Origin of the sequence: Azonexus hydrophilus (genome assembly GCF_905120355.1) — a bacterium.
Classification (GTDB): domain Bacteria; phylum Pseudomonadota; class Gammaproteobacteria; order Burkholderiales; family Rhodocyclaceae; genus Azonexus.
In genome coordinates, this window is record NZ_CAJHOB010000016.1 from 21,752 (window position 1) to 37,895 (window position 16,144).

General features: G+C 61.7%; 13 protein-coding genes. 8 read left to right on the forward strand and 5 right to left on the reverse strand.

Features of this window, described 5'->3' with window-relative positions; all coding sequences use genetic code 11:
- Positions 1–3 precede the first annotated feature (3 nt).
- The 3 genes from JYJ39_RS12045 to JYJ39_RS12055 form a co-directional block, all read right to left on the reverse strand.
- Positions 4–2,526 carry a DNA topoisomerase III gene (locus JYJ39_RS12045; RefSeq protein WP_205204635.1) on the reverse strand — a complete coding sequence of 841 codons (2,523 nt, stop codon included), beginning with the start codon at positions 2,524–2,526 and terminating at the stop codon, positions 4–6.
- Between the two features lie 95 nt (positions 2,527–2,621).
- Positions 2,622–3,722 carry a DNA-processing protein DprA gene (gene dprA, locus JYJ39_RS12050; RefSeq protein WP_205204686.1) on the reverse strand — a complete coding sequence of 367 codons (1,101 nt, stop codon included), beginning with the start codon at positions 3,720–3,722 and terminating at the stop codon, positions 2,622–2,624.
- 2 nt (positions 3,723–3,724) lie between these two features.
- Positions 3,725–4,756 carry a LysM peptidoglycan-binding domain-containing protein gene (locus JYJ39_RS12055; protein WP_205204637.1) on the reverse strand — a complete coding sequence of 344 codons (1,032 nt, stop codon included), beginning with the start codon at positions 4,754–4,756 and terminating at the stop codon, positions 3,725–3,727.
- A gap of 160 nt (positions 4,757–4,916) precedes the next feature.
- Between JYJ39_RS12055 and def the strand changes: the two genes are divergently transcribed.
- Positions 4,917–5,420 (forward strand): peptide deformylase, encoded by a 504-nt coding sequence (def, locus tag JYJ39_RS12060; RefSeq protein WP_205204639.1) that lies wholly within the window; start codon positions 4,917–4,919, stop codon positions 5,418–5,420.
- 10 nt (positions 5,421–5,430) lie between these two features.
- Positions 5,431–6,351 carry a methionyl-tRNA formyltransferase gene (gene fmt / locus JYJ39_RS12065; RefSeq protein WP_205204641.1) on the forward strand — a complete coding sequence of 307 codons (921 nt, stop codon included), beginning with the start codon at positions 5,431–5,433 and terminating at the stop codon, positions 6,349–6,351.
- Between the two features lie 20 nt (positions 6,352–6,371).
- Here fmt and JYJ39_RS12070 read toward each other — a convergent pair whose 3' ends face one another.
- Positions 6,372–7,256 carry a S1/P1 nuclease gene (locus JYJ39_RS12070; protein ID WP_205204643.1) on the reverse strand — a complete coding sequence of 295 codons (885 nt, stop codon included), beginning with the start codon at positions 7,254–7,256 and terminating at the stop codon, positions 6,372–6,374.
- Positions 7,257–7,289: 33 nt separating this feature from the next.
- On the opposite strand from JYJ39_RS12070, the gene rsmB reads away from it, so the two are divergent.
- The 6 genes from rsmB to JYJ39_RS12100 all read left to right on the forward strand — a co-directional run bounded on the left by rsmB (position 7,290) and on the right by JYJ39_RS12100 (position 15,613).
- Complete coding sequence (gene rsmB / locus JYJ39_RS12075; protein ID WP_240189649.1) at positions 7,290–8,567, forward strand: 16S rRNA (cytosine(967)-C(5))-methyltransferase RsmB; 1,278 nt, start codon at positions 7,290–7,292, stop codon at positions 8,565–8,567.
- Between the two features lie 3 nt (positions 8,568–8,570).
- A complete protein-coding gene (locus tag JYJ39_RS12080; RefSeq protein WP_205204645.1) occupies positions 8,571–9,164 on the forward strand; it encodes a DUF4390 domain-containing protein in 594 nt (197 codons plus the stop codon).
- A 106-nt stretch (positions 9,165–9,270) separates the two neighbouring features.
- Entirely contained in the window at positions 9,271–11,439 is a 2,169-nt protein-coding gene (locus tag JYJ39_RS12085; RefSeq protein ID WP_205204647.1) for a sensor histidine kinase, read from the forward strand.
- Entirely contained in the window at positions 11,417–12,682 is a 1,266-nt protein-coding gene (locus JYJ39_RS12090; protein WP_205204649.1) for a sigma-54-dependent transcriptional regulator, read from the forward strand. Before JYJ39_RS12085 ends, JYJ39_RS12090 begins: the two co-directional genes overlap by 23 nt.
- 35 nt (positions 12,683–12,717) lie before the next feature.
- The gene (trkA, locus tag JYJ39_RS12095; protein WP_205204651.1) at positions 12,718–14,151 is read left to right on the forward strand and encodes a Trk system potassium transporter TrkA; all 1,434 of its coding nucleotides are present in this window, start codon (positions 12,718–12,720) and stop codon (positions 14,149–14,151) included.
- Positions 14,152–14,158: 7 nt separating this feature from the next.
- Positions 14,159–15,613, forward strand: coding sequence for a TrkH family potassium uptake protein (locus JYJ39_RS12100; protein WP_205204653.1), 1,455 nt, complete (start codon positions 14,159–14,161; stop codon positions 15,611–15,613).
- Positions 15,614–15,647: 34 nt separating this feature from the next.
- On the opposite strand, the gene JYJ39_RS12105 is transcribed toward JYJ39_RS12100, so the two are convergent.
- Complete coding sequence (locus tag JYJ39_RS12105) at positions 15,648–16,109, reverse strand: nitrate reductase cytochrome c-type subunit (protein ID WP_205204655.1); 462 nt, start codon at positions 16,107–16,109, stop codon at positions 15,648–15,650.
- Positions 16,110–16,144 lie beyond the last annotated feature (35 nt).

Sequence of the window (16,144 nt, forward strand, 5' to 3'; positions counted from 1 at the left end):
GAATCAACCCGCTTTCTTTACTTTGGCGGGCGCCTTCTTGGCTGCCGGCGCTTTTTTCTCGAACTCAAATCCGACTTTGCCTGACTCAATCACCAGATACGCTGAAAATTTGCGCCGAGTACGATTGGAAATGAATTCCCGGAGTAGATCGGTCTTGCCCGTTGCCAGCATTTTCTGCATCTGGGCATGTTCGATCGGTTGCTGCAGGATGATCTTGCCGGAGCGGAAATCACAGCTTTTCTCACTCCCGACCGATTTTTCGCAAACATAGGCATTGCCATTGTCGTACACCCCGGCAGCGCACTTTGGACATGCACCAAGACTTTCCTGGCCGGAGAAATCAACTGGCTCGCTGCTTTCATCGCCGGCCTTGTCCTGACCAAAATCAAATTCCGGCAGTTTGTCGGCATTGAGTTTGATGGCGGCGGCAAAACTGCGGCCCATCTTGTTACGGAAACCCGTGAGTGGTCCAACCTGGCCCTCGCGCAGCAGCGTTTCGACTTCCACCGGCTCATACTGACGACCCGCCACAATCTTCCACAGCGCATAATCACAACCGCTGCACTGGAACTTCTTGTAGGTTTCGCGAATCTGCCCGCCGCACTTCGGACACGGCTCGGTCAGTACGCCAAAATCACCGGGAATGGTGTCGTTGTCGTAGCTTTTTGCGCGCTCGACCATGTGCCGCGTCATCTCGGCGATCTCGCGCATGAACTCGTCGCGCGTGAAATCGCCCTTCTCGATGCGGCCCAGCTTCCATTCCCAGTCGCCGGTCAGTTCCGGCTGGGTCAGTTCCTTGATGCCGAGGCCGTTCAACAGCGTCATCAGGTTGAAGGCCTTGGCCGTCGGGATCAGTTCACGGCCTTCGCGCAGCATGTACTGCTCGCCGATCAGGTTTTCGATGATCTGGGCGCGCGTGGCCGGGGTGCCGAGGCCGCGGCCGGCCATCGCCGCCTTCAGTTCCTCGTCGTCGACCATCTTGCCGGCACCTTCCATGGCCGACAGCAGGGTGGCTTCCGAATAGCGCGGCGGCGGTTTGGTGGCGCTGGCCTTGACCGTGACTTCCTCGGTCTTGACCTTTTCGTCCTTGTCGACCGCGACCAAGTTGCCTTCGTCGCCGGTCTGGCCTTCCTTGCCATGGACGGCAAGCCAGCCCGGATTGACCAGGACCTTGCCTTCGGTCTTGAACGGATGCCCCTCGACCCGGGTGATACGGGTCGTCACCATGTACTCGGCTGCCGGGAAGAACACCGACAGGAAGCGGCGGACGACGAAGTCGTACAGTTTCTGCTCGGCTTCGTTGAGGTTCTTCGGCGCCTGCGGCGTGGGGATGATGGCGAAGTGATCGCTCACCTTCGCGTTATTGAAGATGCGCTTGTTCGGCAGCACCCAGTTGCGCGCCAGGACCTGGTGCGCAAACGGTGCGTAACGGGCGAGCAGGACTTCGTCGTGACCCTTGCCGGCACCTTCGCCGGTGAGCACGCGCATCGTTTCCTTGACCGTGGCGAGGTAGTCCTCGGGCAGACAGCGCGAATCGGTCCGCGGGTAAGTCAGCACCTTGTGCTTTTCGTAGAGCGCCTGGGCCAGGCCGAGCGTTGTTTTGGCCGAGAACCCGAAACGGGCGTTGGCCTCGCGCTGCAAGCTGGTCAGGTCAAACAGCAGCGGCGACAGGCGGGTTTCCGGTTTGGCTTCCTCGCTGACGATGCCGGGCTTGCCCGAAGTCGCCGCCTTGATCGCCTCGGCACGGGCGACTTCCCACAGACGGTCGGCGCGGGCATGCTCGTCCTCCTGCTTGCCCTTGAAGCCTTCGTCGAACCATTTGCCGGTGTAATTGCCGGCCTTGGCGGCAAATTCAGCTTCGACTTCCCAGTAATCGCGCGGCTTGAAGTCACGAATCTTGCGCTCGCGCTCGACGACGATGGCCAGCGTCGGCGTCTGTACGCGACCGACCGTGGTCAGGTGGAAGCCGCCGGTCTTCGAATTGAAGGCGGTCATCGCCCGGGTGCCGTTGATGCCGACCAGCCAGTCGGATTCGGAACGGCAGACGGCGGCGTCGGCCAGCCCCTGCATTTCGCTACCTGGGCGCAGCCGCGCGAAACCATCGCGAATCGCCTGCGGCGTCATCGACTGCAGCCACAGCCGCTGCACCGGTTTGCCAACCTTGGCATGCTGGACAATGTAATTGAAGATCAGCTCACCCTCGCGTCCCGCGTCACATGCGTTAATCAGGCCATCAACGTCCTTGCGCTTGATCAGTTTGTTGACCACACGCAGACGGGCTGCGCTTTTTTCAATGGGGTTGAGTGCAAAATGGGGCGGAATGACCGGCAAATGGGCGAACGACCATTTGCCGCGTTTAACTTCAAACTCTTCCGGGCAGGCCAGTTCGAGCAAGTGGCCGACAGCCGAAGACAGCACGTAGCTTTCGGATTCGAAATAGTCGTCGTGTTTGGTAAACCCGCCCAGTGCCTTGGCGATGTCGCTGGCAACAGAGGGTTTTTCGGCAATGATCAGTTTTTTGCTCATGGGGTCGCCCTGTAAGGTGCCGGGGATGATAAGTGGGGTGTTGGGCGCTTGCAAGGGCTGAATTTGCAGCCCGCCAGATTCACAGTGCCGCCAGATCAAACCAGACGCTGGTAGCGATTCCCCGGCAGGGAGGCAATCTGACCATTCAGTTCGAAATCAAGCAGGGTTGCCAGTATCTCGTCAGTATTGAGGCCCGTACTGGCCACTAGTTCATCAAGGCTGACCGGTTCGTGTCCGAGCAAAGCCATGAGCGGCGATTCATCGATGCCTGCTGCCGTTGCTGGCGGCTCGACAGCAGTCAGTCCGGATGCTGACGGCAGGGCAGCGCCAAGCACCGGGCGCAATTCTTCCTCGACATGCGCAGCGGTTTCCACCAGCTTGGCGCCTTCGCGGATCAAGCGATGGCAGCCACGTGCCTGCGGTGAATGGATGGAACCAGGGATGGCAAATACCTCACGCCCGACCTCTCCTGCCAGCCGGGCTGTAATCAGCGAACCGCTCTCCACCGCTGCCTCAATCACCAGCACTCCACGCGACATGCCGGCAATGATGCGGTTGCGCCGAGGAAAGTTGCCGGCAATTGCCGGTGTCCCCAATGGAAATTCGGAAATGATTGCCCCCCGGGAAGCGATATGTTGCGCCAGTTCATGATTTCGCGCCGGGTAAACACGGTCGATGCCCGTACCAATGACCGCTAGCGTGCAACCACCAGCAGCCAGCGCACCTTGATGGGCTGCGGTATCGATTCCCAGCGCCAGGCCGGAAACGATGTGCCAGCCTCGTTGCGCCAACGCCCCGGAAAACTCCCGGGCATTGCGCAGCCCCTGCGGTGTCGCATTTCGACTCCCCACCACGGCAAGGCAGTGCCGGTTCAACAAGGCGGGGTCACCCAGAACGTACAGTACCGTCGGCGGGTCGGGGGTATCGAGCAGGATTTGCGGATAATTCGCGTCGATCAGCGTCAGAATGTGATGGCCGGGTTCTGCTGCCCAGGCCAGGGCGCGCTCGACCGCCGCCTGCGGCGGGTCAGCCAGCAACTGGCTGGCGCGCTGGCCGATCACCGCATGCAAGCTGGCTGCACTGCTGGCAAAAATGGCTTCTGGTAAACCACACGCGGCGAGCAGCCGTCTCTGGCTCTCGCCGCCGATACCCGGCGTCAGGGTCAGCCGCAACCAAGCAGCCAGCCCTGCGTCCAGATTCACGGATTCTGCACTCCGTCACCAATCACCACGGATTTCGAGCCTTCCACGATCAGCGCATAGGCCACATGATCGAACGAACGGAACACGAATGCCAGACCATAGCGCTCATCAGGAATGTCGGTCGTCAAGCGCTTCACGTCATCATCCATATAGGCCGCCGTGCGCTTGCGGTACAGCGCAATCACATGGCCATTTTCCAGGCCATCGGCCTCACCGCGGTTGATGCTGACGATGGAGCCCGGACCGCCAGTGTTGATCGCACCGTAGATGGACATGATCTGACCACGGATTTCCTTCTCCGGCGCACGCGGCACGTAGGCCAGGATGGTCGGCGGCGGTGCGGGTTTCAGCCAGTCACCATAGTGGATGTCTTCCTTGGCCAGGGTGACGGTCATGGTTGCCGGATCACCCGGGCGGGTCAATTTGGCATTACCCAGGAAATGCGCTTCATAGCCGAGAACCTGTTTGGTTTCCGGATCGGTCAGCGCCTTGCCCGGACGGAAGACATGCCACTGAATCACGTCACTGCCTTCGATGCCCTTGACGTAGGCCATATCGCCGCCGCCGATCAGCACCCGGTCTTCTTCCGTCGCCACAATGCGCGGCGCGGTTTTTTCTTCACCCGCCTCGATGATCAGTGGCTGCGACAGGAAGGGCTCGATGACATTGGGCGGAATGCTGGGAATGCTCTGGGCAATCAGGGTTTCATAAACTTTGGGTTGCGGCTTGCCCTGGCCCGCCACTGGCTTGCCCAGGCGCAGACGCGGGCTACCGTCGGACAGATCGAGCCAGACGATGTCGCCTGGATAGATCAGGTGCGGGTTCTTGATCTGATCCTTGTTCAGGCGCCAGATTTCAGGCCAGCGCCAGGGTTTTTGCAAGAATTTTCCGGAAATATCCCACAGGGTGTCGCCCTTCACGACCACATGACGATCAGGGGGATTATCGACCAGTTCCAGCGGCGCAGCAGCGCTGGCCAAAGTGACTGTCGCCGCCAGGAAGAGGCCGGATATAATGCTGCGGATCATGAGTGATTCCTTTGCGGTTAAGCGAAACGCCCAGGAGCGAATGGCATTCCCGTACGCCATGTACGATGTACACCGCTCGTGAGCGTATTTAAAATCTCGAAAATCGCTTTAGATTCTGCATGTAATCCTTTCTGCAAGCAAGCTTTTATTCCTGTCTGACATGGCCCTATTACCCATTTTGCGTTTCCCGGACCCACGCCTGCAAAAAATCGCCCGGCCTGTGGACAAAATTGACGACAGCATTCGCCAGCTGGCTACGGACATGGCGGAAACCATGTACGAGGCCCCCGGTATCGGTCTCGCTGCAACACAGGTCGATGTACATCTGCGCGTGGTCGTGATCGATGTTTCGGAAGAGCGCAACGCGCTGCGTGTTTTCATCAATCCGGAAATCCTCAGTTGCGACGGTCTGGCGCTCGGCGAAGAAGGCTGTCTGTCGGTGCCGGGCATTTACGATAAGGTGGAGCGGGCCGAGCGGGTCACCGTGCGTTATCTCGACCAGTCCGGTCAGGAACAGCGACTGGAAGCGGAAGGTCTACTGGCAGTCTGCATTCAGCACGAAATCGACCATCTGAACGGCAAGGTATTCGTCGACCACCTGTCACAACTGAAACAGACCCGGATCCGGACCAAGCTTGCCAAGCAGGCCCGGGTCACTGCCTGAAAGCCCCAGCATGCGACTGATTTTCGCCGGCACACCGGAATTTGCCGCCCAGGCACTACACGCATTGATTGCGGCCGGGCACGACATTCCCCTAGTGCTCACCCAGCCTGACCGGCCTGCCGGTCGCGGCATGGCGTTGCAACCATCAGCCGTCAAACAGGTGGCCGTCGCGCATGGCATCGAGGTTTTCCAGCCAGACAACCTGAAATCCGCCGAAGCTCAGTCTCGTCTGGCCGCAGTCAACGCCGAAGTCATGGTGGTGGCCGCCTATGGTTTGCTCCTGCCGCAGACGGTACTGGATCTGCCGCAGTTCGGCTGCCTCAACATCCACGCTTCACTGCTGCCACGCTGGCGCGGTGCAGCCCCCCTGCAACGGGCTCTGCTCGCAGGCGACCGCGAAAGCGGCGTCTGCATCATGCAGATGGAAGCCGGACTGGATACCGGCCCGATCCTGCTGCAGGAAGCTGTAATCATCGATGCCAGCGAAACCACGGCCAGTCTGCACGATAAACTTGCTCACTGTGGTGCCGAACTGATCGTGCGCGCGCTGGCACGCCTGCCTTTGCCGGCAGTGCCACAGCCCAGCGCAGGCATCACCTATGCCCACAAGATCGACAAGGCTGAAGCCAGCATCGACTGGCAGCAAAGCGCCACGCACATCGACCGTCAAATCCGTGCGTTCAACCCGTTTCCCGGCGCCCAGACCACGCTCGCCGGCCAGCGCCTCAAGCTGTGGCAGGCGCGTCCGCATGCCGGCCAGGGAGAGCCCGGCCGCATCCTCGCCATCGAGCGCGACGCCATCATCGTCGCCTGTGGCGAGGGAGCCCTCGCCCTCAGTGAATTGCAGAAAGCCGGCGGCAAACGCCTGCCTGCCCGTGAATTTCTCGCGGGTCACCCCCTGCAGCCGGGCGACCGTCTGGGCGAGGCCTGAACCTCATCCATAACCGCAGCTCAGCAGGCTGGCTGCAGCCGGCGCGTTTCACGTGAAACGCAAATAGCGTCGAGCAGATATCCCAGGCGATAGCCCGCCGCAGCCAGACGTTGACTGGCGATCTGCTGCGCTCGTGCCACATAACGCTCGCTCAGAATGAAACTGACGCTCCCCAGCGTCGCCGGATAAACCTCCGGCAGCAACTGCTGACTTTCCTGCAGCCAGCTTTGCGGCGTTCCCTGATCCGGCCGCTTCTGTTCCTGCAGGTAGGCGACAGCTCGCCGCAGCTTCTTGCCACGCAGGCCGCTGGGGCCAGGCAGATCATCCCAATAAGCGTGCAGCTTGACGAACGGCTGGCGGGGATTGCCCGGGTTCTCAACCAGTACGCCGTTACCCCCACGATCTTCGCTATAGCCGGTATGCAACGGCTGATGTACATCGCCCACCAGATGCAGCACCCAGGGTAAAGCCCAGGCCAGCTCGGCCGCATCGCGGCTGTTTTCAAGGGTGGCCACCAGCTTGGCAAGCTGGACATCGATCTGACCCGCGCGCCGCCGCCCTTGCCGGTCAATATTCACGTAATGCCAGTCACCATGTGCGGCCATGTCGGGAAAACCAGGCAAGGGCGCCGTCGTGCCCCCCGCACGGAAGCGCGGATCATGACGAATGCTGTCTGCCCAGGTGGACGCTTCGGCAAACAACAGATCTGCTGCGCCAGCTCCCGCTTTCTCCCGCCAACGACCAACGTCCGGATGCTGCCGCAGCACGCCATGCACGAAGCTACGCGTTGCCGGACGCATGCCATCCCAAGCCAGCAGGGCTGACTGGCGGTGGCCGGCTGCATTCCAGGCATGGGCCGGCACGCTCAGACAAAGAAAAATGAACAGGAAGAAGGCGAGGCGCATGGCCGCATTATGCCTCGTGCGATAATCCGCACCATGTCACCCACGATGCCCCCGTCCCACCTGCCACCTGCTGCGCTTGCCCATGCCTTCTGGCAGGCCGCCGATCTGGTGGCACGTGTCATGGCTGGACACAGCCTGGCAGACAATGCCCTGCAGCGCGTTCCCGGCATCGCCCGGCCGGCGGTCCAGGACCTCGTGTACACCACCCTGCGCGCTTACGGGCGCGGAGACTTCCTGCTGTCGCGCCAGCTCGAGCGGCCGTTGCAGGTCCCGGTGGTCCATGCCTTGTTGCTGGTCGCTCTGCAACGCCTGGAGCATCATCCGCAGCAAGCGCATACCATCGTCGATCAGGCCGTACTGGCAGCCGGTGAGCTGGCCCGTGGTCGTTTGCGCGGTCTGGTCAATGCCGTGCTGCGCAATTTCCTGCGCCGGCGCGACGAATTACTGGCCGCAGCGGACCGCGACCCGCTGGCCCATGGACAGCACCCGCTGTGGTGGCAGGATGTCCTGCAGACAGCCTGGCCCGAACACGCCGCTGCCATCCTGGCAGCGGGTAACCAGCCGCCGCCGATGGCCCTGCGCGTCAATCAGCAACGCACCAGCCGCAAAGCGTATCAGGAAGAATTGCAGGCAGCAGGCATCGATGCCTCACCCGTTGGCGACGCGGGACTAACGCTTGCCCACCCTGTGCCGGTCGACCGACTACCGGGTTTTTTTGACGGCAAGGTATCGGTGCAGGACCCCGGCGCACAGCGGGCAGGCGAAATCCTGCGCCCCGCGGCCGGTTCCCGTGTCCTTGACGCCTGCGCCGCCCCCGGCGGCAAAACGGCACACCTGCTCGAAAATGCACCGCTGGAGCTGCTCGCCCTCGACCTCAAACCGGTACGCTGCCGCCGCGTCGAAGAGGGACTGGCGCGCCTGCACCTGACGGCACAAGTGCGCACCGCCGATTGCAGCACACCTGCCCGCTGGTGGGATGGCCGCCCCTTTGATGCCATTCTTGCCGACGTGCCGTGCACCGCCAGTGGCGTCGTCCGCCGCCACCCGGACGCCAAATGGTTGCGCCGGGATAGCGATATCGCCAGTTTTGCCAGCACCCAGCACCGCATCCTCAACGCGTTGTGGCCACTGCTGCGCCCGGGCGGCGAGTTTTTGTACGCCACCTGCTCCCTGTTTCCGGCAGAAAACCAGGCGCAGATCGCCAGTTTCCTGCACCGTCACCACGACGCAGAACGCCTGCACGAGGAGCAGATTTTCCCACAGGCAGCGCACGATGGTTTTTTCTACTGCCTGCTGCGCAAACGGACCTGAGCGATGTCCCGCCATCCACTCTGGCTACCCCTCCTCTGCTGGCTCTGGCTGTTCTGCTGCCCGCCCGTGCAGGCAGCAGAAATCGGGGTAAACAACCCGCGCCTGGAATGGTCAGACGACGGCTACGTCCTCAGCGCCGATTTCAACTTTGATTTGAATCCGCGCCTGGAAGACGCTGTCAATCGTGGCTTGATGCTGACTTTCGTTGCCGACTTTCAGCTGGAACGCGAACGCTGGTACTGGCTGGACGAAAAAATTGCCCGACGCAGCCTGACCTACCGCCTTTCCTATCACGCACTGACCCGCCAATACCGCCTGAGCCGGGGCGTCCTGCATCAAAGCTTCGACAACCTGAGTGCTGCCCTGGCCGTCCTGCGCCGCCTCCGCAACTGGCTGGTGATCGAGCACAAGGAAGATGATGTCACCCCGGGCGCCAGGTACCAGGCCATGCTGCGCCTGCGGCTGGACACCACCCAACTCCCTCGCCCGTTCCAGATCAGCGCCCTGGGCAACAAGGAATGGACCCTCGGCAGCGACTGGCACACCTGGACCCTGGTGTTGCCGGAAGCTGCAGTGGCAGGAGATGCGCCACAATGAATACGCTCATTGCCCCCCATTCCTGCCAGCCAGACATGACAGCGCACAGTGCACCGCGAGGCAAGCCGCCCGCCCCGGCATTTCATTTGCAACCGGACCAGGCAGAATGAAACGTTTCGTTGCCGCTGCCGGTGCCTTCGCCGGCGCCCTCGGAGCCATTGTCTGGGTCCTGTTGCTGTTGAGCACCGCAGCCGACACCGTGGTCTTCTCGCGCAATTACCCGGCCCTGATTGGTCTCAACCTGCTGCTGGCAGCGGGCATGCTGCTGCTGGTCGGCTGGCAGCTGCGCAGTTTGTGGCGCGATTACCGCATGCAGGTCTTCGGTGCCCGGCTCAAGCTGCGCCTGATGTTCATGTTCGGCATCATAGCCGTACTGCCCGGCGCGCTGGTCTATGGCGTTTCAGTTCAATTCGTCACCCGCTCCATCGAAAGCTGGTTCGATGTGCGCGTCGAAAAGGCGCTTGAATCAGGCCTGCATCTGGGGCGCTCGGCCCTCGACTCACTGCTTGCAGAACTGGCGCAGAAGGGCGAAAGCATGACCAACGAGCTGGCCGACGTGCCGGAGGCCGGTCGCCGTTCTGCCTTGCTCCGCCTGCGTGAAGAAAAAAACGTCCATAGCGCCGCCCTCTTCGCTCTCAACGGACAGTTGCTCGCCAGTGCCAGCAGCGATCCCAACAGCCACTTCCAGCGCAACCTGCCGACGCCGGACGCCAGCCATCTCAAACAGGCGCGCAACACCAACGGGACACAGGATGTCATCGGCGAAGGCGAAGACATGCTGCTGCGCGTCCTCCTGCCGGTGGGCTCGCGCCGCATCTTCGACGAGCCGCGGATTTTGCAGCTGAGCCAACCGGTTCCCGCCGGTCTGGCGCTCGATGCCGAGGCCGTCCAGGGGGTGTACCGCGATTATCAGGAGTTGCAGCTGGCGCGCCAGGGACTGACCCGCATCTACGCCCTGACCCTGACCTTGACCGTTCTGGTTGCCCTCTTTGCCGCCTTTGCCCTCGCCTACTGGATGGCACGCCGGCTGGTCGCACCGCTGCACATGCTGGCCGAGGGCACCGAAGCCGTCGCCCAGGGCGATTTCTCGCCGCGCCGCGCCATCGACAGCAGTGACGAGCTGGGTATTCTCACCCGCTCCTTCAGCCAGATGACTCGTCAACTGGAAGAAGCGCGCCATGATTCCGAGCGCCACCGCGGCGAAGTCGAAACCGCACGCGCCTATCTGGAATCGATCCTGGCCAACCTGTCCGCCGGGGTGCTCGTATTTGACCGCAAATTCATCCTGCGTACCGTGAATGAAGGCGCCCTGACCATCCTTGCCGATGACTTTTCCGGCCTGATCGGTCTGGCACCGGAACAGTGGCCCCGGCAACAGCAACTGGGCAGCTTCATCCGCGACCGTTTCGCCGCCAGTGAAGACAGCGAATGGCAGGCGCAAGTTGAACTCGAACGCGACAAGGGTCTGCCGCAGGTGCTGCTGCTTCGCGCGTCACGCCTGCCGGAAGTGAGCGGCGGCGGCGATGTGGTGGTCTTCGATGATGTCACCCAACTGATTGCTGCCCAGCGCAGCGCCGCCTGGGGCGAAGTTGCACGCCGACTGGCGCACGAAATCAAGAACCCGCTGACACCGATCCAGCTGTCGGCTGAACGCCTGCAATTCAAGCTCACCGACAAGCTTGGCAATGGGGATGCCGAGATGCTGGCACGCGGTACGCAGACCATCATCAACCAGGTGCAGGCCATGAAGCGCATGGTCGACGACTTCCGCGATTACGCCCGCACCCCGGCACCCCAGCTGGCGGCGGTGGATCTCAATGGCCTGGTGCAGGAAGTCCTCGGTCTGTACGAAGGCAGCACGGCAAAAATTTCGCTCCAGCTGGCCGCCAGCCTGCCACCGGTACATGGCGACGCGACGCAATTGCGCCAGATCATCCACAATCTGCTGCGCAATGCCGAGGATGCTCTGGAAGGTCGCAGCGACGGTCGCATCGAAATTTTCAGCAAAACCGCCGGCAGCCGCTGCGCACGGCTGCGCATCACGGATAATGGCCCCGGTTTTCCAGGGGAACTGCTGCCGCGCATCTTCGAGCCGTATGTCACAACCAAGGCGCGCGGCACCGGCCTGGGGTTGCCCATCGTGAAAAAAATCATTGATGAGCACCAGGGCAGCATAGAAATCAGCAACGCGGCAAACGGCGGCGCAACGGTGGATATCCGCCTGCCGCTTGTACGCCACAAGGAGGGTATGCATGGCAATCATTCTGGTCGTTGACGACGAGGTCGGCATTCGTGAGCTGTTGTCGGAAATCCTGATTGATGAGGGTTACGACGTACGGCTGGCGGAAAACGCCCAGGCGGCGCGCAAAGCTCGTCAGGAAATGCGCCCGGATCTGGTCCTGCTCGACATCTGGATGCCCGACACCGACGGCATTTCGCTGCTCAAGGAATGGCACAGCAGTGGCCAGCTGAGCATGCCGGTCGTCATGATGTCCGGCCACGGCACCATCGACACAGCGGTCGAGGCCACCCGTTTCGGCGCCTGCGATTTCCTGGAAAAACCGGTATCGCTGCAGAAATTGCTTGGCACCGTGCAAAAAGCACTCAAGTTCGACGCCCCGCAGGCGAGCACGCCGCTCACACTGGATGCTTTCGCCCGCCTCGCTTTCGTCAAGGAATTCCGCCGCCGTCTGGAACAGACTGCCAGCCGGACGTCGATCCTTCTCCTGCGTGGCGCCACCGGCAACATTGCCGAACTTGCCGCGCGCACCTTGCATGTCGCCCGCACACCGTGGCTCGACCTGGCCAGCCTGAGCAGCCCGCTGACCCAGGAGCAGCTGGAAAAGTGCGCCGGCGGCATCCTCTTCGTACCTGATCTGGCCGCCTTGAGCAAAATGCAGCAGATGGGGCTGGCGTTCGCCTGTGAGCGGGTGGAAAAACTCAATGTCCGCCTTTTCGCTGCCACCGCCAGCACACCAGCGCAGCTCCTTGAACAGGGCTGGGACAGCAAACTCATCAACCGCTTGAGCGAGGTCTGGCTGAGCCTGCCCGGGTTGTCCAATCAGGTCGACGACCTGCCGGAAATTGCCAGAGTCCTGCTCGAGCATCTGGTTGACCGCCGTGAGGTACCTCCACGACGCTGGTCCGCCGCCGCGCTCAACACCCTGCACAACCTGTCCTGGAAACGCCTCGGCGACAACAGCTGGAATGTCCTCTACAACCTGGTGAAAAACCTGGCCCTGTCGGCATTGGAAGAAGAAATCAGCGCCGAGGACGTCAACCGGGTCATGCCCAGCGAGAATGCGGCGGAAGAAGTGCAGCTCTCCCTGTTGCCCCTGTTTGAACAACCGCTGCGGGAAGCGCGTGATGCCTTTGAAAAACTGTATTTCGAATTCCACCTGCGCCAGGAGCAGGGCAACATGACGCGCCTGGCAGAACGCTCCGGCCTGGAACGAACCCACCTCTACCGCAAACTGAAACAGTTGGATGTCCGCCTGGGACGGCGTGGCGAGGAATGAACAAAGCCTAGCAGCGCAGCAGGAACGGTAAAACCATGAAAATCATCATCGTCGGTGCCGGCCAGGTCGGCACCAGTGTCGCTGAAGGCCTGGTCAATGAAGAAAACGACATCACCGTCGTCGACCAGGATGGGCCACGCCTGCAATTCCTGCAGAATCGCTACGATCTACGCACCGTATGCGGCAATGCCACCACGCCCAGCACCCTGCGCGACGCCGGAGCGGAAGACGCCGACATGATCATCGCCCTGACGCAAAGCGACCCGTCCAATCTGGTCATCAGCAAGATTGCCCATTCCCTGTTCAACACCCCGACCCGTATTGCCCGCCTGCGCTCGCGGGATTTTCTCGAAGACGAGAATCTGCTGGCGGAGCACAATTTCGCCGTCGATTTCGCACTCTGCCCGGAACAGGTCATCACCGACTACATCCAGCGCCTGGTGGAATTCCCGCGCGCCCTGCAGGTCCTCAACTTCGCGCATGGCCGGGTCGCACTGGTCGCCGTGCACGCCTACGAAGGCGGCCTGCTCGTCGGCAAACCGATCAAGACCATGCCACAGTTGCTACCGCATGAGATTGACGCGCGCATCGCCGCCATCTTCCGTGACAACCAGCCCCTGATCCCGGAAGGCGATACGGTGGTGCGCGTCGGCGACGAAGTATTCCTGCTCGCGGCGGCAGAACACATCCACACCGTGCTGAAGCAGCTGCGCCGCGCCGAACAGCGGGTCCAGCGGGTGATGATCGCCGGTGGCGGCAACATTGGCCTGCGCCTGGCAAAAGCCCTGGAAGAGCGCTATGAAGTCAAGCTGATCGAAAAGAGCGAAACCCGTGCCGCGCTGCTCGCCAACGAACTGAACGATGCCCTGGTGCTGTCCGGCGACGCGACCGACGAGGAATTGCTGGAACAGGAAAACATCACCGAGATGGATCTGTTCCTTGCCGTCACCAACGACGACGAGAACAACATCATGGCCGGCAGTCTGGCCAAACGTCTGGGTTGCCGGCGCGTGGTCGCCCTGGTCAACCGCCGCGCCTACGCTGAAATGATCGAGGGCGGGCCGATCGACATTGCCATTTCCCCGGCCCAGGTCTCGATCGGCACCTTGCTCGCCTATGTCCGCCAGGCCGATGTGGCCGTGGTGCACTCGCTGCGGCGCGGCGCGGCGGAAGCCCTGGAAATCATTGCCCACGGCGACCGCAACACGTCCAAGGTCGTCGGCCGGACCATCGGCGAGATTCCCTGGCCGCGCGGCGTGACCGTTGCCGCAGTAGTCCGTAATTTCGACAAGCCGGTCATCGTCGGCCATACCGACGAATGGACCGCCATCACCCGCTATGGCGAAGTCCATATCGCGCACCACGACACGCTGATCCAGGCGGGAGACCACGTGATCATCTTCTGCACCCAGAAAAAACTGGTGCGCAAGGTGGAAAAACTGTTCCAGGTCGGTTTCCACTTCCTGTGAGGCAAGCATGAGCCGTTTTGCTCCGGTTTACCGCGCCCTGGGGATGATCCTCATGCTGTTCGGCCTGACGCTGCTGGCGCCGTTCGGCCTCTCTTTCGCCATGGACGACGGCGCCACCCGCATGTTCTTCCTGATGTTCCTGCTGGTGCTCTCCTGCGGTTGCCTGCTCTGGTACCACTACCGCCGCGGCCGGCGCGAACTCAACGTCCGTGATGGCGTGCTGCTGGTAGTGCTGGTGTGGGTTGTATTGCCAGCGTTTTCCGCCCTGCCCTTCATGATTCACCTGGGCATGACCCACACCGATGCCTATTTCGAAGCCACTTCCGGTCTCACTGCCACCGGCGCCACCATCATCAGCGGCATCGATCAGCTACCGCATTCGATCAATCTCTGGCGACACCTGCTGCACTGGTTTGGCGGCATGGGCCTGATCGTGCTGGCGGTGGCCATCCTGCCCATGCTGGGCATCGGTGGCCGGCAGATGCTGGCCGCCGAGGTTCCGGGACCGATGAAGGAAAGCCGCCTGACGCCGCGCGTCACCGAGACGGCCAAAGGGCTCTGGCTGATCTATATCGCCATCACCATCCTCTGCATCCTTGCCTATGCCTGGGGCGGCATGGGCTGGTTCGATGCCGTCTGCCACGCCTTCTCGACGGTCGCCCTGGGCGGCTTTTCCACGCACGATGCCAGCTTCGGTTATTTCAATTCGCCTCGCCTGGAATGGATTGCAGTGGGATTCATGGTCTTTTCCGGCATCAACTACGCAACCCATTTCCTGTTCATCCGCAGCCGCTCGCCCATGCACTACGTTCGCGACCCGGAAGCAGGCTGGTTCATCGGCGTACTGCTGGTCAGCATACTGATTCTGGCCAACTATCTGTGGAAGGACGGTGTGTTCAGCAGCATGGACGATGCCATGCGACACACGATTTTCCACGTGGTCTCGGTCGCGACCACCTCCGGTTTTTCGACCATGGACTATGGCCAGTGGCCGATGTTCGTCGGCCTGTGGTTGCTGTTTCTATGCAGTTTCGCCACCAGCGCCGGGTCGACCGGCGGCGGCATCAAGATGATGCGGGCGCTGTTGCTCTACAAGCAGGTCTATCGCGAACTGATCCGTGCCATGCATCCTTCCGCCGTGTACCACGTCCGCCTGGGGGGGGCCACCGCACCGATGACGGTCCTGTTTGCCGTGCTCGCCTTCGCTTTCGTCTACATGGCCTGCATCGTCATCCTCACCCTGACGCTCTCCTTCACCGGCCTGGACATCGTCACCGCCTTTTCCGCCGTCGTTGCCTGCATCAACAACACCGGGCCGGGACTCGGGCTGGTCGGCCCGGCGACCAACTACGCCGTGCTGGAGGATTTCCAGACCTGGGTCTGCATTTTTGCCATGCTCCTGGGGCGGCTGGAAATCTTCACCCTGCTCGTTGTCCTCACGCCCGCCTTCTGGCGGAAGTGACCGATAAGCAATATCCTTATCCGCCGTAACACCCTCAGCGCTTAGTCACTCCGTTAAAAACGTTATCGACCAAAGGCTTAGCATCCACCTGCGGGACGTGGCAGGTGTCGCACTGGTAGCGGGACATTTCCACGGCCGGATTGCCGTCCTCGTCCAGCACCGTTTTCGAGAAGTGGCTCGCGCCCATCTTGGGCAGTTTCTTGCCGCGCAGCTCGTCGGTGATGTGACATTCCAGGCAGCCGTTGTCGTCGTAGGTGATGGGGACGTATTTTTCAATGGCGTGCGGCACCAGCGGCGGCTGCGTGAGGAAGGTGCGGGTAATCAGGCGCTGGTCGCCGACGCCGGGCGTCTTTTCCGAGTAGCTCTTGCTGACCGGGGCGTGGTCGGGGAGCTCGACGCCGTCGCCGCGCATGGAGACGAGTTGCGATGTGGAATTGCAGCCAATGAAACCAGCCAGGAGCGCAGCCAAAGTCACGCCAATCAGAGTTTTTTTCATGTTGATCTCCTGCCACGGAAGAAAATAAATATCGG

Bases quoted from the DNA above. Each gene is read 5' to 3' on its own strand.
- def (WP_205204639.1), top strand. From the start codon at position 4,917: ATGGCCCTATTACCCATTTTGCGTTTCCCGGACCCACGCCTGCAAAAA.
- JYJ39_RS12100 (WP_205204653.1), top strand. From the start codon at position 14,159: ATGAGCCGTTTTGCTCCGGTTTACCGCGCCCTGGGGATGATCCTCATG.
- JYJ39_RS12055 (WP_205204637.1), bottom strand. From the start codon at position 4,756: ATGATCCGCAGCATTATATCCGGCCTCTTCCTGGCGGCGACAGTCACT.
- JYJ39_RS12085 (WP_205204647.1), top strand. From the start codon at position 9,271: ATGAAACGTTTCGTTGCCGCTGCCGGTGCCTTCGCCGGCGCCCTCGGA.
- JYJ39_RS12045 (WP_205204635.1), bottom strand. From the start codon at position 2,526: ATGAGCAAAAAACTGATCATTGCCGAAAAACCCTCTGTTGCCAGCGAC.
- fmt (WP_205204641.1), top strand. From the start codon at position 5,431: ATGCGACTGATTTTCGCCGGCACACCGGAATTTGCCGCCCAGGCACTA.
- JYJ39_RS12080 (WP_205204645.1), top strand. From the start codon at position 8,571: ATGTCCCGCCATCCACTCTGGCTACCCCTCCTCTGCTGGCTCTGGCTG.
- trkA (WP_205204651.1), top strand. From the start codon at position 12,718: ATGAAAATCATCATCGTCGGTGCCGGCCAGGTCGGCACCAGTGTCGCT.
- rsmB (WP_240189649.1), top strand. From the start codon at position 7,290: ATGTCACCCACGATGCCCCCGTCCCACCTGCCACCTGCTGCGCTTGCC.
- JYJ39_RS12090 (WP_205204649.1), top strand. From the start codon at position 11,417: ATGGCAATCATTCTGGTCGTTGACGACGAGGTCGGCATTCGTGAGCTG.
- JYJ39_RS12105 (WP_205204655.1), bottom strand. From the start codon at position 16,109: ATGAAAAAAACTCTGATTGGCGTGACTTTGGCTGCGCTCCTGGCTGGT.
- JYJ39_RS12070 (WP_205204643.1), bottom strand. From the start codon at position 7,256: ATGCGCCTCGCCTTCTTCCTGTTCATTTTTCTTTGTCTGAGCGTGCCG.